Here is an 18500-nt window from a genome sequence, read left to right on the forward strand (position 1 = left end):
CCGCCTAGAGGGCGGCGTTCTGGCTTTCGATGTAGGCGAACAGCTCGTCGTACATTTCCACCAGGGCATCCCGCTCGGCGCTGCCTTCGGTCCACTTGCGGGTGGCGGCCAGTTCCAGGGCCGCCCGTTCGGTGGCGGAGCGGCTCGCGATTTCCACCTGCTCGCCGTTGATGATGGCATTGACGTCGGCCCGGGCCTTCTGGGCCAGGGACACCATGCGCATGGAGGTTTCCATCCTGCCGGCACCCTGGCCGATGGTGCCCGCCAGTTCCTCCACCACGGAGGCGGAGCTGGCGGAGCCGGCCAGTTCCTGGCTGAAGGTGTCGGCGGTGCCGCGGGCGTCGGAGACGGCGCCCCCCAGTTCTTCCATGCGCCGGGAGACGTCTTCCATGGCGCCGGAAACGTCGCCGATGGCCTGGGTGATCTCCACCGCGGCCTTCTGGGACTGGTCGGCCAGCTTGCGCACCTCGTCGGCCACCACGGCAAAGCCGCGGCCCGTCTCGCCGGCCCGGGCCGCCTCGATGGCGGCGTTGAGGGCCAGCAGGTTGGTCTGCTTGGCGATGGCGTCGATGTGGCCGGTCAGCTGGCGGATGGCGTTGGTCTTGCCGTCCAGCTCGTGCAGGGCTTCGGCGCTGTGCTGGGCCGAGGTCTGGGCCTGACCGAGGGCGGCGGACATGGATTCGGCGGCGCCGGACATGGCGCCGGCGGATTCGGCGAAGGCCCGGGCCAGGGATTCGGCCTGGGCCGATTCCTGGGCCACGGTTTCCAGGGCCTCGCTGACCCGGCCGATGGCGGTGGACAGGCCCCGTTCCGAACGCAGGAAGATTTTCGACAGCAGGGCCTCCCGGGCCACGGATTCCCGGGCCTCGTCGAGGCGGTCGAGCATGCCCTGCATCTGTTCCAGCACGTCGCGGAAGGTGCCGTGCAGGCCCGCGGTGTGCAGGCGGCGCCAGGGGCGGCCCTGGGTCGAGGCAGCCATGGCGCCGAGCATTTCGCGGAAGGCGGTTTCGGTCTGGTCCAGGGCCGAGTTGATGCTGATGCGGATGGCGTCGAGCTGGGGATCGTCGATGCTGCGGGGCATACGCTCCACCAGCAGGCCGTTCTGCACCTTGTCCATCAGGGCGTTCAGCTCTTTCAGGCGCTCCTGGCGGGAGGCGGCGGGCAGGACCAGCAGCAGGGCCGCCAGCAGCAGGGCCGGCAGGGCGTAGAGCGGGTCGAGGAAGGCCAGGCCGGCACCGGCCAGCACCAGGATCAGGAGCGGCCAGCGCCGCTTGTCAAAGTGAGAGAACCAGCTGTTCATAGCTCATTCCGGAAGATTGCAGGAGGTCGGTCAGCACCTTGGTGCCGGCGGCGATGGCGTCTTTGCTGCCGGCGGCCTTTTCGGCCGCCAGCATCTGCTGGTACACCGGCACGATCTTGTCGATGGCGCTGCGCCTGGGGCAGCGGCGCACCGAGTAGTAGCCGACGATGTCGCCCTTGGGGCCGAAGTCCGGGGTGATGTGGGCGAAGACCCAGTAGAAGCTGCCGTCCTTGGACATGTTCTTCACGTAGGCGAAGATTTCCCGGCCCGACTTGAGGGTGTCCCACACCAGGTTGAAGGCGGCCCGGGGCATGTCCGGGTGGCGGATGATGTTGTGCTGGGTGCCCAGCAGCTCGGCTTCGCTGTAGCCGGAAAACTCGATGAAAATCTCGTTGCCGTAGGTGATGCGGCCGCTCAGGTCGGTCTTGCTGACGATGAAATCGTTGTCGCGCATGACCCGTTCCCGGTTGGTGGGAACGATGGATTTATCCTTCATTTTTGTCTCGCTCCTCGTCTGGAAGAAGCTATACCTCCCGGGGCCGTAATCTACCTTGTGGCACGGGGATTGGAAAGCTTGCGGGGCCGATATTTGCCTTTTGCCGGGGCCCTGTCGGCAAATGTCCGGGGCAGGCTCTCCGCTTTGCCCCACAATAGCTTTCCAGGCGGTGCCCGCCCCCTTCGGCGGGAGCCTTTTTTGGCCTGGGGACGAAAGGTGCCAGGATCATGATCGAATCCATTTTGTTGACGGCAGTACGGGTATGCACTTTCGGCGCCGGCCGGGCCCTGACTAATGCCAGCGGCTTTTTCTTCGCCCCGGACGAGAGTCGCCTGTTTCTCGTCACCAGCCGCCATGTGCTGTGCGATGCCGCCAGCGGCCACCATCCGGAGCGCATCGAGATCGAGCTGCATACCGATCCGGCCAACCTGGCCGCCGCCACCGGCTTTTCCATTCCCCTCTACCGGGACGGCCGCAGCCTGTGGCGCCAGGGCGAGGACGGGGCCGGGGAGATCGACGTGGCGGCGATCGAGATCGAGCGGGCGGCCCTGCCGCCGACCACGCTCCATGCCGCCTTCACGCCGGCCCACCTGGCTGGCCGCCGGGACCGGGTGGAGGTGGGCAGTTCCCTGCTCATCGTCGGCTTCCCCCTGGGCTTCCACGACCAGCTGCACCACATGCCGGTGGCGCGCCAGGCGGTGGTGGCCTCGTCCTTCGGCCTGCGCTTCCAGGGCCAGGGCTATTTCCTCACCGATGCCCGCACCCACCGCGGCACCAGTGGTGCGCCGGTGGTGATGCGTCTGCCCGACGGCGACGGGAGTCGGGGCGAGTTGCCCTGGCTGCTGCTCGGCGTGCATTCGGCCCGGCTCGATGCGGGCGGACGGGATGCGGAGGTGGATGAGGCCCTGGGCCTCAACTGCGCCTGGTATGCGGACATCCTCCTGACCCTGACCCGGGACTGAGTCGGGCGCGGCCTAGGGCGACGCCAGACGCAGGGCCTCCACGTCGGGAATGTGGATGGTGCGGCCGTCCACCACCACCAGGCCGCGGCCGGCCAGGTCGTGCAGGATGCGGGAGAAGTGTTCCTGGGTCAGGTTGAGGCGGGAGGCGATGTTGCCCTTGCTGCTGGGCAGGCGCACCACGGCCTGACGCGGACAGTTGCCGCTGCCGGCCTCCGGCGCCTCGGCGCCGCGCAGCAGGAAGCCGACGATGCGCTCCCAGCCGGACTGCAGGGAATAGGCTTCCACATCCACCACCCGGTGGTGCAGGCGGCGGGAGAGGCTGCTGATCATTTTGCGGCACAGCAGGGGGTCCTGGTCCATTTCGTGGAACAGCACCAGCTTGGAAATGTGCAGCAGGCGGGAGCGGGTCAGGGCCTGGGCGAAGAGGGCGTAGGGCTTTTCCATGAACATCACCGCCTCGCCGAAGGTCTGGCCCGGGTGGATCAGTTCCACCACCTTTTCGTTGCCCTGGTTGGAATTGAAGGCCAGCTTCACCTGCCCCGCCAGCAGCAGGTGGAAGCCGCGGCAGGGATCGCCCTTGTGGAAGAGGATGTCGCCGCGGCCGGCCTCGACCTCGCGCACGCCCCGGGCCAGGCGCTCCAGGTCGGGCTCCTCCAGTTCGGCGAAGAGGCTGGTTTCCCGCAGCAGGGCGATGATGCGGGGATCGGGCGGGGTGCCCGAATCCGGGGGCAGGAGGCAGGTGCTGTTGTTCATGGGCTTACCTTCGTTTCCTGGGAGGCGGTGGGTCAGCGCGTCAGTTGGGCGTAAAGCAGGGGCAGGCGGCGGGGCAGTTCCTCCGGCTTGCGGATCACCGCGTAGCCGGCGGGGCCGAACAGGTGGGGCAGGTAGGAGGCCCCTTCCCGGTCGATGGTGACGCAGAAGGGCTGCAGGCCCAGCTTGCGCGCCTCGATGATGGCCATGCGGGTGTCCTCGATGCCGTAGCGGCCGTCGTAGATATCCAGGTCGTTGGGCTTGCCGTCGGAGAGGATCAGCAGCACCCGGCGGCTGGCCGGCTGCCGCGCCAGCTGGCTGGAGGCATGGCGGATGGCGGCGCCGAGGCGGGTGTAGTAGCCGGGCTTGAGGGCCAGGATGCGGCCCCGGGCGGCGGCGTCGAACTTCTGGCCGAAATCCTTGAGGCGGGAGAAGCGCACCTGGCTGCGCTTCAAGGAGGAGAAACCGCACAGGGCGAAGGCGTCGCCGGTGGCGCCCATGGCGGTGCCGAACAGCAGCAGGGCGTCCTTGACCACGTCGATGACCCGGGCCTCGTCGCTGACCCAGGTGTCGGTGGACAGGGAGAGGTCGGCCAGCACCAGGCAGGCCAGGTCCCGCTCCCGCTTTTCCAGGGAGAGGTAGAGGTTGTCCGTGGGGTGGCCGCCGGTGGCCCGGTCGGCGTGGGCGCGCACTGCCGCATCCACGTCCAGTTCCTGGCCGTCGGGCTGGCCCTTGAGCCAGCGCCGGGCCGGCAGCAGGGCGGCGAACTGCTGGTGCAGGCGGCGGGCGGTGCGGGCGAGGCGGTGCGGCAGGGCGCTGTCGCTGGCGGCCTGGGGCGTCACTTCCAGCAGGCGCACATGCTCCTCCAGCAGCTGGCCCTTGCGGTAGTCCCATTCGGGCAGGGGAATGCCGTCGCCCAGGATCACGTCGTCCTCGGCGGCAGAGGGCAGGTCCAGGTCGAAGCGCACCTTGGAGGCCACCTTCTCGCTGTCGTCGGCCAGGGCCAGCTGGTCCAGGTCGTTGGCGGCGGCCACCGCATCCTCGTTGGGGTCGTCGTCGGTGGGGCGGTTCACCTTCACGTATTCGCCCCAGCTGAAAATGCTCTCGGCCCGGAACATCATCAGCATGCCGTTCTTCTCCGTCGGCATTTCCACCCGCTCGGTCTGGTGGGCGCGCCGTTCCTCCTCTTCCTTCAGCTGCTGGCTGCCGGCCTGGTCCTCGGTGGGCGCCTCGCGGCTGGGCTGGGTGGCGCCGTGCGGCTCGGTGCCGAAGTCGCCCAGCCACAGCATCACCGGGCGGGAGGGCACCGGGGAGCGGGGCAGGGCCTCGACGCTGCCCGGCTCCAGCAGGGCGCGGCGGATGGCCTCTTCCCGCGGCCGCTCGGCGGCGGGCAGGCTGTCGGGGTTGAGGCGCTGGGCCAGGTGGGCCTGCACCAGGCGCCGGTAGCGGGGCGCCAGGCCGGGCCAGCGGGCCAGGGCGCGTTGGGTGGCGGCCTGGTTGCGCCGGCAGGGATCGGCCTCGGCGGCGGCCCCGGGCTGCTGGCCGGCGGCGGCCAGGGCGGCCAGCCACAGGTAGAGGTCCCGGTTGAGGGCGGCGTCGGGGAAGGCGGCGATTTCCGGCGGCAGGCGCAGGGTGGCCAGATCCAGGGTGGCGGGAGTGGCCTTTTCGTCGCTGCCGGCAACCCGGGACAGCCAGCGGCGGCGGGCGCCATGGCGCACTTCGACGGCGGCGGCGACGCGCAGGCCGGGGTCGCCGCCGAAGGCGCGGAAGAGGATGCCGGCGGTGCGTTCCACTTCCTTCAGCTTGACTGCCGCCTTGGGGTAGTGGCCGCCCGCGGCCTGGGTGATCCAGCGGTGCCAGAGTTTGCCGACGAATTCTTCCATGGCCGTTCCTTAATGGGCCGCCAGGGGCGCCGCGAGGGCCTGAGCGCCGGCCTGGGGCCCTTTATCCATGCGGTTCTTGGGGCGGTGCCGGATCATGGCCGGTCCACCGCGGAAAATCCGGCCTCGTTCTGCCGCGCCGCCTCCGCCTCCACCCACTGCAGCAGGGGCGGCTGGCCCTGGCGGCCCTGGCTCTGGGCGCAGGCGTCCAGGCACTGGCCGCACTGGGTGCAGGCGAACATCATGCGTTTCAGGGTGCGGGGCTTGAGGCGCATGGGGCAGACGGCGTCGCAGGCCGATTGCCGGTCCGGCAGGCAGTCGGCGCATTCGGCCGTGCGCTGCCGGTTGAAGCCCACCACCAGGGCGTCCTTGTTGCCCATCCAGGCCAGGCTCTGGAACAGGCCGACGGCGCAGGCATAGCGGCAGAAGAGGTGGCGGGCGAAAAGGAATTCCAGGGAAATGACCGTAGTGGCGGCCGCGATGAAAATGAGCTGGTTGCGCGTCAGTTCCCCGTTGAAGAGGTTGGCGTAAACCTCCATGGGCGGCAGCAGGTAGGTGAGGAAGACCACCGCCCAGACGAAGGCGAAGGCCACCGCCAGGGGCAGCACCGCCAGCCACCAGATCGGGCCCCGGGGCGCCGGGGTGCCGTCGGGGCGCCAGGGGGAGATGGGCTTCTTGTCCCACAGGCTGTGCTTGCCCGAGGCCCGGATCATCACCCGGTTGATGGTCTCCACCACGGAGAAGTGGGGGCACAGCCAGCCGCAGTAGAGGCGGCCCCATTTCCAGGCGGCCCAGAGGAAGACGGCGGCGCCGGCGAGAATGGGCAGGAACAGCCGGGTGAGGACGTTGAAGGCGGCTTCGCCGGCGCCGATGCGGCCGGCCAGGAACTGGTCCAGGCCCAGGCGCCATTCGAAGGTGAGGAAGAGGGCGTGGCCGCGGGCCAGGTCGTAGCGGAACAGGTCGAACACCGGCGCCAGGGCGAAGAGGACGAAGAAGCCCATCTGGGCCGCCAGCCGTTGCCGCTGCACGCGCTGGTTGCCGGCCACGGCCTGGGCCGCCGGAATGATGGGAATGACGCGCTGGTTCATGGAAATGGAAAGGGCAGGGCCTTCTCAGGCCCGGGGCAGGCGCGGGCCGATCAGGGGGAAGCGCCAGGGCTGTCCGGCCATGGCGCTGGCCAGGCCGACGATGCCGCCCACCACCAGGGCCGAATGGACGCAGGTGAAATAGAGGATGACGGCGACCCAGGTCCATTCCCAGTTGAGGCCGCCCAGGGCGATGAAGCCGGCGGACAGGGTGACGATGAGCAGGCCGCCCCAGGCGCTGACCCAGAAGGTCTGCTGCAGGTGCTGGCGGGCCAGCAGGGGCGCCGTGCCGCCGTGGCGCCACCACAGCCAGGCCAGGGCGGCGAAGGCCAGGCCCGGCAGGGCCAGGAGATTGACCAGGAACAGGGCCTCGGCGGCGATGGCCAGGCCGGTGCCTTCCGGGTTGTCTGCAGGGGCGCTGGGGCTGGCCATGGCGGCGGCTCAGCGGCCGAAGGTGGCGTTGACGATTTCCATCAGGGCGCCGGCGGTTTCCACGTCGTCGGTGAGGCTTTCCACCATGGCGGCGCGGCAGGCGGTGACCGGGTCCATGCCGGCCTTCACCAGGGTGGCGGCGTAGACCAGCAGGCGGGTGCTGGCGGCTTCCTCCAGGTCCTGGTCCTTGAGGGTGCGCAGGGCCTGGGCAATGGCCACCAGGCGCTTGGCCAGGTCCTCGTCGCAGCCGGTTTCGCCGCGCAGGATGGCGATCTCCCGGGCGCTGCCGGGGAAGTCGAAGCGCAGGGAGACGAAGCGCTGTCGGGTGGAAGGCTTCATGCCCTTCATCAGGTTCTGGTAGCCCGGGTTGTAGGACACCACCAGCATGAAGGAATCCGGCGCCTCCAGCACCTCGCCGGTGCGGTCGATGGGCAGGATGCGGCGGTCGTCGGCCAGGGGGTGCAGCACCACGGTGGTGTCCTTGCGCGCTTCCACCACCTCGTCCAGGTAGCAGATGCCGCCTTCGCGCACAGCCCGGGTGAGGGGGCCGTCGCACCACAGGGTCTTGCCTTCGCCGATGAGGTGGCGGCCCACCAGGTCGGCGGCGGTGAGGTCGTCGTGGCAGGCCACGGTGAACAGGGGCAGGCCCAGCTTGGCCGCCATGTGGGCGACGAAGCGGGTCTTGCCGCAGCCCGTGGGGCCCTTGATCAGGAGGGGCAGCCGGTTCTTCCAGGCGTGCTCGAAAATTTCCACTTCATCGGCGGCAGCGTCGTAGAAGGGCAGGGTGGCGGCCATGTCCATCAGGGCATTCCTTTCCAGTAGGCGATAGCAATGAGGCCGCAGACCAGGACCACCCAGCCGAGGGTGATGCCCTTCCACAGCAGGGGGGCGTGGCGCAGGCCCATGAAGTCGAGGATCACCGCCCGGCTCTTCAAGGCGGCGATGAGCAGCAGGCTGGCGACGGCGGCGGGGCCGCTGATGCCTTCCTCGCCGACGGTCCAGGTGGCCAGGGTGGCGGCGATGAGCAGCAGCCAGACGACGGTGCTGCGGCGGGTGCTGTAGGGGGCGGCGACGTGGGTCAGGTTGTCCATGGTTCCGTTCTCAGCGCAGTACATAGACCAGGGGGAAGAGGATGATCCACACCAGGTCCACCATGTGCCAGTAGGAGGCGCCGCTGTGCAGGTTGTTCATGGCGGTGCCGTTGTCCGGGCCGTAGTTGCCGCGGCGGGCCTGGAACCAGAGGACGGCCAGGATCACCAGCCCCAGCAGCACGTGCATGAAGTGGAAGAAGGTGAGGGAGAGGTAGAACATGTAGAAGGGGCTGGTGGACAGGGTGATGCCGGCCCCCAGCTTGTCGGCGTACTCCACCAGCTTGACGGCGACGAAGCCGCTGCCGCAGAGGAAGCCGGCGGCCAGCCAGGGCGCCACCTTGTCCCTGAGGCCCGCTTCGGCGGCCTGCACGGCGCGCACCACGAAGTAGCTGGCGGTGAGCAGGAGGATGGTGTTGAGGGCGCCGGCGTTGCGGTCCAGGGCCAGCTGTTCAGCGTTGAACAGTTCCACGTGCTTGGCCCGGGTGAAGGCGTAGGCGGCGAAGAAGACGCAGAAGGCCAGCAGTTCGGCGCAGATGAAGAACCAGATGGCCAGGTCGCCTGGCAGGCGGCGCTCGCTGGCGGGGGACTCAATGGCAAGGGCTTGGGTATCCATGGGCCCCAGTATAGGAAGGGGGCCCGGGGGCGACTTTGATACCTGCTAAGAACTCCGGCAAAAGGTGGCCGACACCGCCGCGGGCCGCGGCAGGCCCTAGCCGGGGGGGGCGGAAGCCGCCTGCAGCAGGGCCTCGAGACGCTCGGCGACGGTGGAAAAGTCGCCGGCGGGCACCGGGCGGGAGAAGTGGTAGCCCTGGCCGTAGCGGGTGCCCATGCCGCGCAGCAGGGCCAGCTGGGCCTCGTTCTCGACCCCTTCGGCCACCACCTCCAGGCCCAGGCTGCGGGTCATGGCGACGATGGCCTCCACCAGGGCCCGGTCGCTGCTGTCCTGGCCCATGTCGCGGACGAAGGACTTGTCCACCTTGACCGTGGTCACCGGGAAACGCTTCAGGTAGGAGAGGGAGGAATAGCCGGTGCCGAAATCGTCCAGGTAGATGCGGATGCCCACCTGGCGCAGGGCCTGCAGCCACTCCAGGGCCTGCTTCATGTCGGACATGAGTACGCCCTCGGTGATTTCCAGGACCAGGGCGCCGGGGGGCAGGCTGCGCCGGCTGAGGGCCTCCATCACCGCCGAGGGCGGCAGGCCGTGGGGAATCTGGCTGCCGGAGACGTTGATGGAGAGGTACAGGTCCTCCCGGCCTTCCCGGCGCCACTGCTGCAGCTGGTCGCAGGCCGTCTCCAGCACCCACAGGCCGATTTCCTGGATCAGGCCGGTTTCCTCCGCCACCGGGATGAAGTCGTCCGGCGGCACCATGCCCTGCTGGGGATGGACCCAGCGGATCAGGGCTTCGGCCCCGGCCAGGCGGTTCTGCTGGATGTCCACGATGGGCTGGTAGAACAGGCGCAGCTCCTGGCGCTCCGCCGCCAGGCGCAGTTCGTTCTCCAGGCGGCGCCGGTTCTCGGCGGCGGCGGCCATGGAGGGGTGGAAGAACTGGTAGTCCCGGCCGCCGCTGCGCTTGACCCGGTCCAGGGCCAGTTCGGCGTTGCGCAGCAGGGTCAGCAGTTCCCGCCCGTCCTCCGGGTAGAGGGCGATGCCGACGCTGCTGCCGACGAAGGCCGGGGTGTCCCCCAGCTCGTAGGCCAGGCCCAGGGTCTCGACGATGCGGTGGGCCACCTTGGCGGGAATCTCCTGACCTTCCACATTGGGCAGGAGCAGGGCGAATTCGTCGCCGCTGGTGCGGCCCAGCCAGTCGCTGCCCTTGATGCAGTTGCGCAGCCGGTTGGCGGCCATCAGCAGCAGTTCGTTGCCCACGTCGAAGCCCTGGCCATCGTTGATGCGCTTGAAGCCGTCCAGGTTGATGAGCAGCAGGGCGAAGGGCTGCTCGGGATGGAGGATGATCATTTCCCGGATCTGCTGCTCCAGGCCCATGCGGTTGCCCAGGCTGGTCAGCAGGTCGGTGACGGTCATGCGCTGGGCGAAGGTCTCCACCAGCTTGCGCTGGGTGATGTCGCTGGCGATGCCCTGGACCAGGGCGTCGCCGATGGGGGTCAGGCTCAGGTGCAGCCAGCGCGGATTGTCCGGCAGGGCCAGTTCCAGGTCGTCCTCCTGGGCGCTGTTGCTTTCCAGGCAGCTGCGCAGCAGGGCTGCCGTCTGCTCCGGTTGGCCCCAGGGCAGGGCCAGCAGGTTGGGCGGCATGCCGCCCGGCCGCTCCTCCTGGCCGCTGAGGCGGGCCAGGGAACGGTTGTGGGAGAGCAGGGTGCCCTGGCCGTCGGCCACGAAAATGCCCGATTCCGCATTTTCGAAAATGTCCCGGTACTTGCGCTCGTCCATGGCCTGGCGCAGGCGCAGGCTGTGCTCCTCCTCCAGGGCGGCCACCAGGTCCTCGGTGAGACCGTTGATATCGTCCACCAGGCGGCCGATTTCGTTGCCGCCGTGGCCGGGGGGCGCCGGCAGCCGCTCGCCCAGGGTCGGCTTGAGCAGGTGCAGGCGGTCGGAGATGGCCTTGATGGGGGCGACGATGAGGCGCAGGACGATGAAGATCACCGCCAGGGTCAGCAGGGCCAGCTGGGCGGCCAGTACCAGGCCGACGAACAGGCTCTCGCGGAAGGTGCGTTGTTCCAGGGCTTCCCGGTTGGGTTGCAGCTCGATTTCACCGACCCGGCGGGTGGGGTCGAAGGGGGAGTAGATGTCCCGCCGCAGGGCGGCGGCGCTGTTCTGGGACAACTGGCCGCTGCGCTCCTCCCGCCCCAGCTCCTGGTTCAGGCTGCGGATGCTGACGGCGGCCACCTCGCTGTTGCGGATCAGGCCCCGGGCCACTTCCGTCGCCAGCTGGGCGTCTTCGATGAAACAGGCGATGCGCACCGTCTCCTCGATGGTGTCGAGCAGTTCCCCCAGTCGGTTGTTGGCCTCCTGCTGGGCCAGGTGGTTGGTGACGACCCAGGTGATGCCGATCACCAGGGTGCCCACCAGCAGGGTGACCCCGGCCATGGCCCAGACGGCCCGGCTGAGGATGTTGCGTTTGGGCGGGCATCTCATGGGGTCCGGTTCTCCAGTTCCAGCACCACCTTGACCCGGCCGTCCACCCGGCTGCGGTCCAGGTAGCCGATGGCGCCCCGGTTGCTGGCCACGGTGTTGAGCAGCATGTCCGGCGACTGCTGCTGCAGGGGCGGCGAGGTGCGCCCGGAGAAGATCACCCGGGCCCAGTAGGCATTGATCTCCGCCGGGCTCTTGCCCACCAGGCGCCAGTAGAACTGGGTCCGCTCCAGGGATTCCTGGGGCAGTTCCAGGGGCACGGCGGTGAGGCCGGAGGGGAACTGGCGGTAGCGGCCGAGGAAAATGTTGGTGACGTCTTCCCGGCTCAGTTTTTCCACGCCGCTGCGGGGATTGACCACCACCACCAGGTCGCCGGCGGCCTGCCCGGCTGCGGGGAGCAGCAGGGCCAGGACGAGGCGGAGGCGGGGCAGGAGGCGGGGTTTCACGGGCGTCGTCTCAGAAAATGAAGTCGGTGACGATGCTGATGACGTCGGTGTGGCCGTTCCAGCCCGGCGTGTCGCGGCGGGTGGGGAAGATGGAGTCGCTGCTGCCGCGCACGGCGTCGTACTGCAGCTTCAGGTCCATGTTGGTGCGGAAGTCCCAGCGCAGGCCCAGGGTCACGGTGTGCTGGTGGCTGCGGGAATTGGCCAGGATGCTGCTGACGGCCGCATTCAGCAGGCCAGGGGGCAGTCCCGTGGTCAGGCTCTTGGGCGTGGATTTCTGCCAGGAATAGCCGGCGTAGGGCGTGAACTGGCCGATGCGGTAGCCGGCCAGCAGGGTGCCGGCCCGGGAATCCTGGAAGGCGGCGCTCTGCTGGCGGATGCGGTTGAGCATCAGCTGGGCCTGCAGGGGGCCGGATTCGTAGAGGGTGCCGAGGGAGTAGTACTCGCTGTCCTTGTCCTGGGTGCCGAGGGCGTCGGCCGCGGCGGCGGCGCTGGGCACGCCGCTGGCCCGCAGGCCGTTAACCACCGGGTCGATGGGCAGGTTCTGGCCGAAGCGCAGGTGGGCGTAGCCGGCCCGCAGGGTCCACGGGCCCTGCAGGTAGTCCAGGTGGCCGCCGTACATGCTGGAGCCGCCCATCTGCCATTGCTGGTCGCCCAGGGCCAGGCTGCCGTGCATGCGGCCGCTGAAGGCTTGCACCTTGCCCAGGCCCGGCCCCAGGGGGAAGGTGAAGCTGCCGTCCACCCCGTCCACGTGGGAGAAGGGCAGGGAGGTGAAGTAATCCACCGAGGGCCGTACCGCCAGGTAGGAATAGCCCACCAGGCGGGAATCGGCGAGCATGAAGAAATTGGTGCCGAGGCGGCCGGCCCGCAGGCTGAGGGAGGGGGTGGGGTCGTACTTGAGGTAGGCCCAGGTCAGTTCGGGCTGGTAGGTCTGGTCGTAACGGTAGCGGGTGACCCCCTGGACCACCGCCTCGAGCTGGTCGGTGGCCTGCCAGTTGGCCTGCAGGCCGAGCACGCTGTCCACCCGGGACGACCAGTTGCTGCCGGAGGTGCCCCGGGGCTGGGAGAGGTCCCGCACGAAGTCGGCGCCGTCGGCGGAGGAGCGGGTCAGGCCCAGGGTGCCGAAACCCCGCAGATGCAGGCGCGCGGGCTCGTTCTCCAGGCTGTCGGCAGCGTCCGCGGCGGCCGCGAGCGGCAGGCAGAGCAGGGCGCCGAGCAGGGCTGCGAGGAAGGCTGCAGACGGCCCCGGCGCCAGCATCGGGCCGGGGTCGGGACGGTTCTGGGCAAGACTGTTTTCTTTATACATTGGTCAATTCCACCCCCCCTGGTGCGGCTCGAGGGAATTGCGTCTGTTGGCTGTCAGTCTGTTCTTGACGCAGCTTAACCAATTGCTGCACTGCGTAAAAGCAATTAATACACGCCGGCAGGCCCGCTGGCTGCGGTCCCGGCCGTTCGGCGGGGCAAAAAAAATCCGGCGGACCCTTGCGAGTGCGCCGGTTTGTCAACGGAGGTTGGGAGGTGACAAAAAAGGTGTTGCTGGTTCCGCTCCCGCCGCGGTTGGGGCGGCGGGGGCGGAGGTGTTGCCGGGACCTCAGGCGGCTGCCTTGTCCTCGCCCTTCACGAAGAAGCTGGCGATGTACAGGATCAGGCCGATGAGGAAGACCACGCCGGTCCACTCACGCATCCAGTAGAACAGGGAGATCTTGTCCTGGGTTGCCATGAAGGACAGGGGGGTCTCGGAGACGCGCTGCAGCCAGACTTGCAGGATGCCGGCGGCGGTGAGGAACAGGGTGATGAAGACGATGGAGATCGTCATCAGCCAGAAGCTCCACATTTCCAGGACCTGGGACTTGTTGCTGTTGGCAGCACGGCCGCGCAGGATGGGCATGGCGTAGGAGATCATGGTCAGGTTCACCATCACGTAGGCACCGTAGAAGGCCATGTGGCCGTGGGCTGCCGTGATCTGGGTGCCGTGGGTGTAGTAGTTCACCGGAGCCAGGGTGTGCAGGAAGCCCCACACGCCGGCGCCCAGGAAAGCCATCACACCGGTCCCCAGGGCCCACAGGGTGGCGGCCTTGTTGGGGTGTTCGCGACGACGGCGGTTCACCATGTTGAAGGCGAACACGGTCATGGCGAAGAAGGGGATGGGCTCCAGGGCGGAGAACACGGAACCCCACCACTGCCAGTATTCGGGCGTGCCGATCCAGAAGTAGTGGTGACCGGTACCGATGATGCCGGTGACCAGGGTCAGGGTGATGATGACGTAGAGCCACTTTTCGATGACTTCACGGTCCACGCCCGTCACCTTGATCAGCACGAAGGCCAGCATGGCGCCGAGGATCAGTTCCCACACGCCTTCCACCCAGAGGTGCACCGTCCACCACCAGAAGAACTTGTCCAGGACCAGGTTGGTGGGGTTGTAGAAGGAGAACAGGAAGAACACGGCCAGACCCCACAGACCCAGCAGCATCACCAGGGAGATGGAGGTCTTGCGCCCCTTCAGCACGGTCATGCTGATGTTGAAGAGGAAGGCCAGGGCGACGATGACGATACCCACCTTGGTGATCAGCGGCTGTTCCAGGAACTCGCGGCCCATGGTTTCGAGCAGGTCGTTACCGGTCAGCTCGGCCAGGGTGGCGTAGGGAACCGCCAGGTAGCCGACGATGGTCAGGGCCCCTGCCACCAGGAAGATCCAGAACATGGCGAGCGCCAGCTTGGGACTGAACAGCTCGGTTTCCGATTCTTCCGGGATCATGTAGTAGGCCGCACCCATGAAGCCGAACAGCAGCCACACGATGAGCAGGTTGGTGTGGACCATGCGGGCCACGTTGAAGGGGATCATCGGGAACAGGAAGTCCCCGATCACATACTGCAGGCCCATGATCAGCCCGAATATGATCTGCCCGACGAAAAGACCGATTGCCGCGATGAAATACGGCGTGGCAACGGCCTGGGATTTATATTGCATAGCGATGACTCCTTAAGCGTAAGCTCTGTTTTTCTGGGGTCCGCGTCGAGGCATCAGCCCTCGATGTTGGGCGGCCAGTTGGCGGTATTGATCTCAGAGGTGTACTTGAGGAAAGCCACCAGATCGTCCAGTTGCTGCTCAGTCAGGTTGAACTGAGGCATCTGGCGACGGCCGGGGGCACCGCTGGGTTGGCCCTTGATCCAGGCTTTGATGAAGTCACCACCGCGGCGGGGATACACATTGCCCAGCTCGGGCGCAAAGTAAGCGCCTTCGCCCAGCAGCGTGTGGCAGCCGATGCAGTTACGGGTTTCCCAGATTTTTTTACCGTTGGCGACGGCCGGGGTCAGATTGGCCCGGTTATCGCGCTTCGGCAGTGTTGCGGTTGAGTCGAACGACAATGCCAAGAACAGCAGAAAGAAAAAGACCGTTCCGCCGAAAAAGATATTGCGCGCCATCGACTTAGTGAAAGCGCCGCTCATGCTGCCCTCCTTTCATGAGAGGAAAAAATAAAGATGGAACACGGCAGTGCGGAGAGTAGCGACGGGGCTCCTTATGCAGCCATGATGTGAATCAAAAAGGCCGGAAGGGCCTCCGTCGCTCTCCGGACAAGGCCGGCTTTGGGATTCCGCCCTCCAGCCCTTAGAATTGAGGCTTCACCCCTAGTCCGGCCTCACGCCATGCCCGAACGCACCCTCGCAGACCTGATGACCTGGAATATCGTCGAGGTGGAGCGTCGGACCACCCTGCTGGCGGCGGCGGAAGTCATGGAAACGGCCCGCATCAGCTCCCTGCTGGTGCGCGAGGGCGCCCTGATGGTGGGCATCGTCACCGAACGGGATATCCTGCGGGCCCTCTCCGCCAACGTGGACGGCCTGCTGGCGGTGGATCAGGTGATGAGCTCCCCGGTGTATACCGCCGATTCCCGCATGTCCGTGCATCACGCCTACCACCTGCTGGCGGAAAAGGGCATCCGCCACCTGCTGGTGACCGGCGAGGCGGGCCAGCCCGTGGGGGTGGTCAGCGAGAGCGATTTCCGCTTCCACCTAGGGGCCGCCTTCTTCCGCCGCCTGCGGGACGTCAATGCGGTGATGCAGAGCAGCGTCCAGCTGCTGCAGCCAACCGATACGGTGCGCCAGGCCCTGGCCCTGATGTCCGCCGGCAGCCTGCGCTGCGTCGTCGTCGCCGAGGCCGGCCGGCCCCTGGGCATCCTCACCGAGCGGGACGCCCTGCGCTTCTTCCGCCGCGGTGCCGACAGCCTGGAGCAGCCCCTGGCCGCGGTGATGAGCGCCCCGGTGGCCAGCATTCCGGAAGGCTATCCCCTCAGCCAGGCGGTGGACCGCATGCAGGCCGAGCACGTGCGCCATCTGGTGGTGGTGGGGGCGGCCGGGGAGGTGGTGGGCGTGGTGTCGGAGCACGACATCGTCAGCCAGCTGGAAAGCGAATACCTGGACTACGTGCTGCAGGAAGGCCAGTCCATCCGCGCCCAGCTCAGGGAAAGCCGCCTGCGCCTGAGCGCCGTCTTCAACCAGACCAGCGAGTTCATCGGCATCCTGGACCTCAAGGGGCGCCTGCTGGAGGCCAACCAGTCGGCCCTGGACCTGATCGGCCGCCAGCCCGCCGAGGTGCTGGGCCAGCTGTTCTGGGAAACGCCCTGGTGGGTGCATGAGCCCCTGGTGCAGCAGCGCCTGCGCCAGGCCGTCGAGCGGGTGGCGGCGGGAGGCGAGGCCCAGCGTTTCGAGGTCACCCACATGCGCCGGGACGGCCGCCTGCGCTACGTGGATTTCATCCTCAAGTCGGTGGAGGACGAACCGGGCCAGCCCCTGCAGCTGCTGGCCGAGGGGCGGGACATCACCGACCGCAAGGAAGGGGAGGAGCAGCACCGGCTGGCCCTGAGCGTGTTCGAGAACAGCCACGACGGCATCCTCATCACCAACCCGGAGGGCCTGATCATCGAGGTGAACCGGGCCTTCTGCGAACTCACCGGCTACGCCCGGGAGGAGGCCATCGGCCAACCGGCCCGCATGCTCAATTCTGGCCACCACGACCGTACCTATTTCCGCCAGCTGTTCCAGGTGGTCTCCGAGCGGGGCTTCTGGAAGGGCGAGATGTGGAACCGCACCAAGTCCGGGGCGGTGACGGCGGTGCTGATGACGGTCAGCGCCGTGCATGACGATGGCGGGCGCATCAGCCACTTCGTCGGTGTCTTTTCCGACATCACCCAGCAGAAGGAAAACCAGCGCCGCCTGGAGCGCCTGGCCCATTACGACGCCCTTACCGGCCTGCCCAACCGCACCCTGATGAGCGACCGCCTGCACCTGGCCATGGCCCAGGCCCAGCGCCGCAACAAGCTGCTGGCGGTGTGCTACCTGGACCTGGACGGCTTCAAGGCCATCAATGACAGCCACGGCCACCAGGCCGGCGACCGCCTGCTGATGGACGTGGCCGAGCGCCTGCGCCGTTCCCTGCGCGGCGGCGACACGGCGGCCCGCCTGGGGGGCGACGAATTTGTCCTGCTTCTCAACGACCTCACCGCCCTCTCCGAACTGGAGCAGATCCTGGAGCGGCTGCTGCTCTCCCTGGCCGCGCCCTTTGCCCTGCAGGGACAGACGGCCAGCGTTTCCGGCAGCATCGGCGTCACCATCTATCCGACGGATGATGCCGATGCCGACACCCTGGTGCGCCACGCCGACCAGGCCATGTACGCCGCCAAGCAGTCCGGCCGCAACCGCTACCAGCTCTTCGACACCGAGCAGGACAGCCGGGCCCGCAGCCTGCGGGAAGCCATCGTCAATGCCCGCGCCGCCCTGGAGCAGGAGCAGTTCTGCCTCTACTACCAGCCCAAGGTGAATCTCTGTTCCGGCCTCATCGTCGGCTTCGAGGCCCTCATCCGCTGGCAGCATCCGGAGCAGGGCATCCTGGCGCCGGCGGCCTTCCTGGTGGACCTGGAGGAGACCGACCTCATCGTCGATATCGGCGACTGGGTCATGGAAACCGCCCTGGCCCAGCTGGAAGCCTGGCAGGCCCTGGGCTGGGACTATCCGGTGAGCATCAACATCGCCGCACGCCACCTGCAGCAGCCCGACTTCCTGCCCCGCCTGCAGCGGGCCCTGGAGCGCCATCCGGCGGTGCCGCCGCGGCTGCTGGAACTGGAAATCCTGGAAACCGCGGCCCTGGAAGACGTGGGCCAGGTGAGCCTGGTCATCGCCGCCTGCCAGCGCCTGGGGGTGGGCTTCGCCCTGGACGACTTCGGCACCGGCTATTCCTCCCTCTCCTACTTCAAGAGCCTGCCGGCCCGCACCTTGAAAATCGACCAGTCCTTCGTGCGCGACATGCTGCACGACCCGGAGGCCCTGGCCATCGTCGAGGGCGTGGTGGGGCTGACCTCCGCCTTCCAGCGCAGCGTGGTCGCCGAAGGCATGGAAACCGTCGAGCACGGCGTCATGCTGCTGCGCCTGGGCTGCATCCATGCCCAGGGCTATGCCATCGCCCGCCCCATGCCGGCGGCGGAGGTGCCCGCCTGGGCCGCCTCCTTCGAGCCCGATCCGCGCTGGGTCGAGGTGGCGTCCCAGCAGTGGCTGCGGGAGGATTTCCCCCTGGTGGCGGCCCAGGTCGAGCACCGGCGCTGGATCGACACCGTCATCCAGGCCCTGGAGGAGGGCGACGCGGAGTGCCTGCCCGCCGACCTGGCCGATCCCACCCGCTGCCGTTTCGGCATCTGGTACCTGGGCAGCGGCCAGCAGAACTACGGCGACCTGGCCGCCTATGGGGCGCTGGACGGCCCCCACCGGGAGGTCCATGCCCTGGCCAGGGCCGCCGCGGCCCAGCTGCAGGCCGGCGACGCCCGGACCGCCAAGGCCGTCATCCCCCAGCTGCGCCGCCATGGGCGGGCCCTGCTGGCTGCCCTGGAACAGTTGCAGGCCGCCATCATCGCCCAGCGGGAGCCCCGCTGCGTCGCCGCCCCCTGCGCCGACGACCTGCCCGTCGCCCCTTGATGTCTCCTGACGC

At 68.1% G+C, this 18500-nt stretch carries 16 protein-coding genes; 2 read left to right on the plus strand and 14 right to left on the minus strand.

Going from position 1 to position 18500, the window contains the following annotated elements:
* Window positions 1-4 precede the first annotated feature (4 nt).
* Entirely contained in the window at window positions 5-1300 is a 1296-nt protein-coding gene (locus tag ACLSSQ_RS06640) for a methyl-accepting chemotaxis protein (protein WP_014238137.1), read from the minus strand.
* The gene (locus tag ACLSSQ_RS06645) at window positions 1275-1796 is read right to left on the minus strand and encodes a PAS domain-containing protein (protein ID WP_152088918.1); all 522 of its coding nucleotides are present in this window, start codon (window positions 1794-1796) and stop codon (window positions 1275-1277) included. The genes ACLSSQ_RS06640 and ACLSSQ_RS06645 overlap by 26 nt, the downstream gene beginning before the upstream one ends.
* 227 nt (window positions 1797-2023) lie before the next feature.
* On the opposite strand from ACLSSQ_RS06645, the gene ACLSSQ_RS06650 reads away from it, so the two are divergent.
* Window positions 2024-2758, plus strand: coding sequence for a S1 family peptidase (locus ACLSSQ_RS06650; protein WP_416244120.1), 735 nt, complete (start codon window positions 2024-2026; stop codon window positions 2756-2758).
* Window positions 2759-2770: 12 nt separating this feature from the next.
* Here the strand turns inward: ACLSSQ_RS06650 and ACLSSQ_RS06655 are convergent, their stop codons facing one another.
* The 12 genes from ACLSSQ_RS06655 to ACLSSQ_RS06710 form a co-directional block, all read right to left on the minus strand.
* Complete coding sequence (locus ACLSSQ_RS06655) at window positions 2771-3511, minus strand: Crp/Fnr family transcriptional regulator (protein ID WP_014238134.1); 741 nt, start codon at window positions 3509-3511, stop codon at window positions 2771-2773.
* A 32-nt stretch (window positions 3512-3543) separates the two neighbouring features.
* Window positions 3544-5391, minus strand: coding sequence for a nitric oxide reductase activation protein NorD (locus tag ACLSSQ_RS06660; protein ID WP_205229892.1), 1848 nt, complete (start codon window positions 5389-5391; stop codon window positions 3544-3546).
* 92 nt (window positions 5392-5483) lie between these two features.
* On the minus strand, window positions 5484-6476 hold the full coding sequence (locus tag ACLSSQ_RS06665; RefSeq protein ID WP_130458798.1) for a 4Fe-4S binding protein: 993 nt from the start codon (window positions 6474-6476) through the stop codon (window positions 5484-5486).
* A 24-nt stretch (window positions 6477-6500) separates the two neighbouring features.
* Window positions 6501-6905 (minus strand): hypothetical protein, encoded by a 405-nt coding sequence (locus tag ACLSSQ_RS06670; protein WP_014238131.1) that lies wholly within the window; start codon window positions 6903-6905, stop codon window positions 6501-6503.
* Between the two features lie 9 nt (window positions 6906-6914).
* Entirely contained in the window at window positions 6915-7706 is a 792-nt protein-coding gene (locus ACLSSQ_RS06675) for a CbbQ/NirQ/NorQ/GpvN family protein (protein WP_130458797.1), read from the minus strand.
* Complete coding sequence (locus tag ACLSSQ_RS06680) at window positions 7706-7996, minus strand: cytochrome C oxidase subunit IV family protein (RefSeq protein ID WP_130458796.1); 291 nt, start codon at window positions 7994-7996, stop codon at window positions 7706-7708. The genes ACLSSQ_RS06675 and ACLSSQ_RS06680 overlap by 1 nt, the downstream gene beginning before the upstream one ends.
* Window positions 7997-8006: 10 nt before the next feature.
* Window positions 8007-8609 (minus strand): cytochrome c oxidase subunit 3 family protein, encoded by a 603-nt coding sequence (locus ACLSSQ_RS06685; RefSeq protein WP_130458795.1) that lies wholly within the window; start codon window positions 8607-8609, stop codon window positions 8007-8009.
* A gap of 96 nt (window positions 8610-8705) precedes the next feature.
* Window positions 8706-11087 carry a putative bifunctional diguanylate cyclase/phosphodiesterase gene (locus ACLSSQ_RS06690; protein WP_205229890.1) on the minus strand — a complete coding sequence of 794 codons (2382 nt, stop codon included), beginning with the start codon at window positions 11085-11087 and terminating at the stop codon, window positions 8706-8708.
* The gene (locus tag ACLSSQ_RS06695) at window positions 11084-11530 is read right to left on the minus strand and encodes a hypothetical protein (RefSeq protein WP_205229889.1); all 447 of its coding nucleotides are present in this window, start codon (window positions 11528-11530) and stop codon (window positions 11084-11086) included. The genes ACLSSQ_RS06690 and ACLSSQ_RS06695 overlap by 4 nt, the downstream gene beginning before the upstream one ends.
* A gap of 10 nt (window positions 11531-11540) precedes the next feature.
* Window positions 11541-12833: a porin gene (locus ACLSSQ_RS06700; RefSeq protein ID WP_416244121.1), complete on the minus strand. Its 1293-nt coding sequence runs from the start codon at window positions 12831-12833 to the stop codon at window positions 11541-11543.
* Between the two features lie 285 nt (window positions 12834-13118).
* Complete coding sequence (locus ACLSSQ_RS06705) at window positions 13119-14495, minus strand: cbb3-type cytochrome c oxidase subunit I (protein ID WP_014238124.1); 1377 nt, start codon at window positions 14493-14495, stop codon at window positions 13119-13121.
* Window positions 14496-14548: 53 nt separating this feature from the next.
* On the minus strand, window positions 14549-14974 hold the full coding sequence (locus tag ACLSSQ_RS06710) for a c-type cytochrome (protein WP_014238123.1): 426 nt from the start codon (window positions 14972-14974) through the stop codon (window positions 14549-14551).
* 198 nt (window positions 14975-15172) lie between these two features.
* On the opposite strand from ACLSSQ_RS06710, the gene ACLSSQ_RS06715 reads away from it, so the two are divergent.
* The gene (locus ACLSSQ_RS06715) at window positions 15173-18487 is read left to right on the plus strand and encodes an EAL domain-containing protein (protein ID WP_205229887.1); all 3315 of its coding nucleotides are present in this window, start codon (window positions 15173-15175) and stop codon (window positions 18485-18487) included.
* Window positions 18488-18500 lie beyond the last annotated feature (13 nt).

Source organism: Azospira sp. APE16, assembly GCF_047901315.1.
Classification (GTDB): domain Bacteria; phylum Pseudomonadota; class Gammaproteobacteria; order Burkholderiales; family Rhodocyclaceae; genus Azospira; species Azospira oryzae.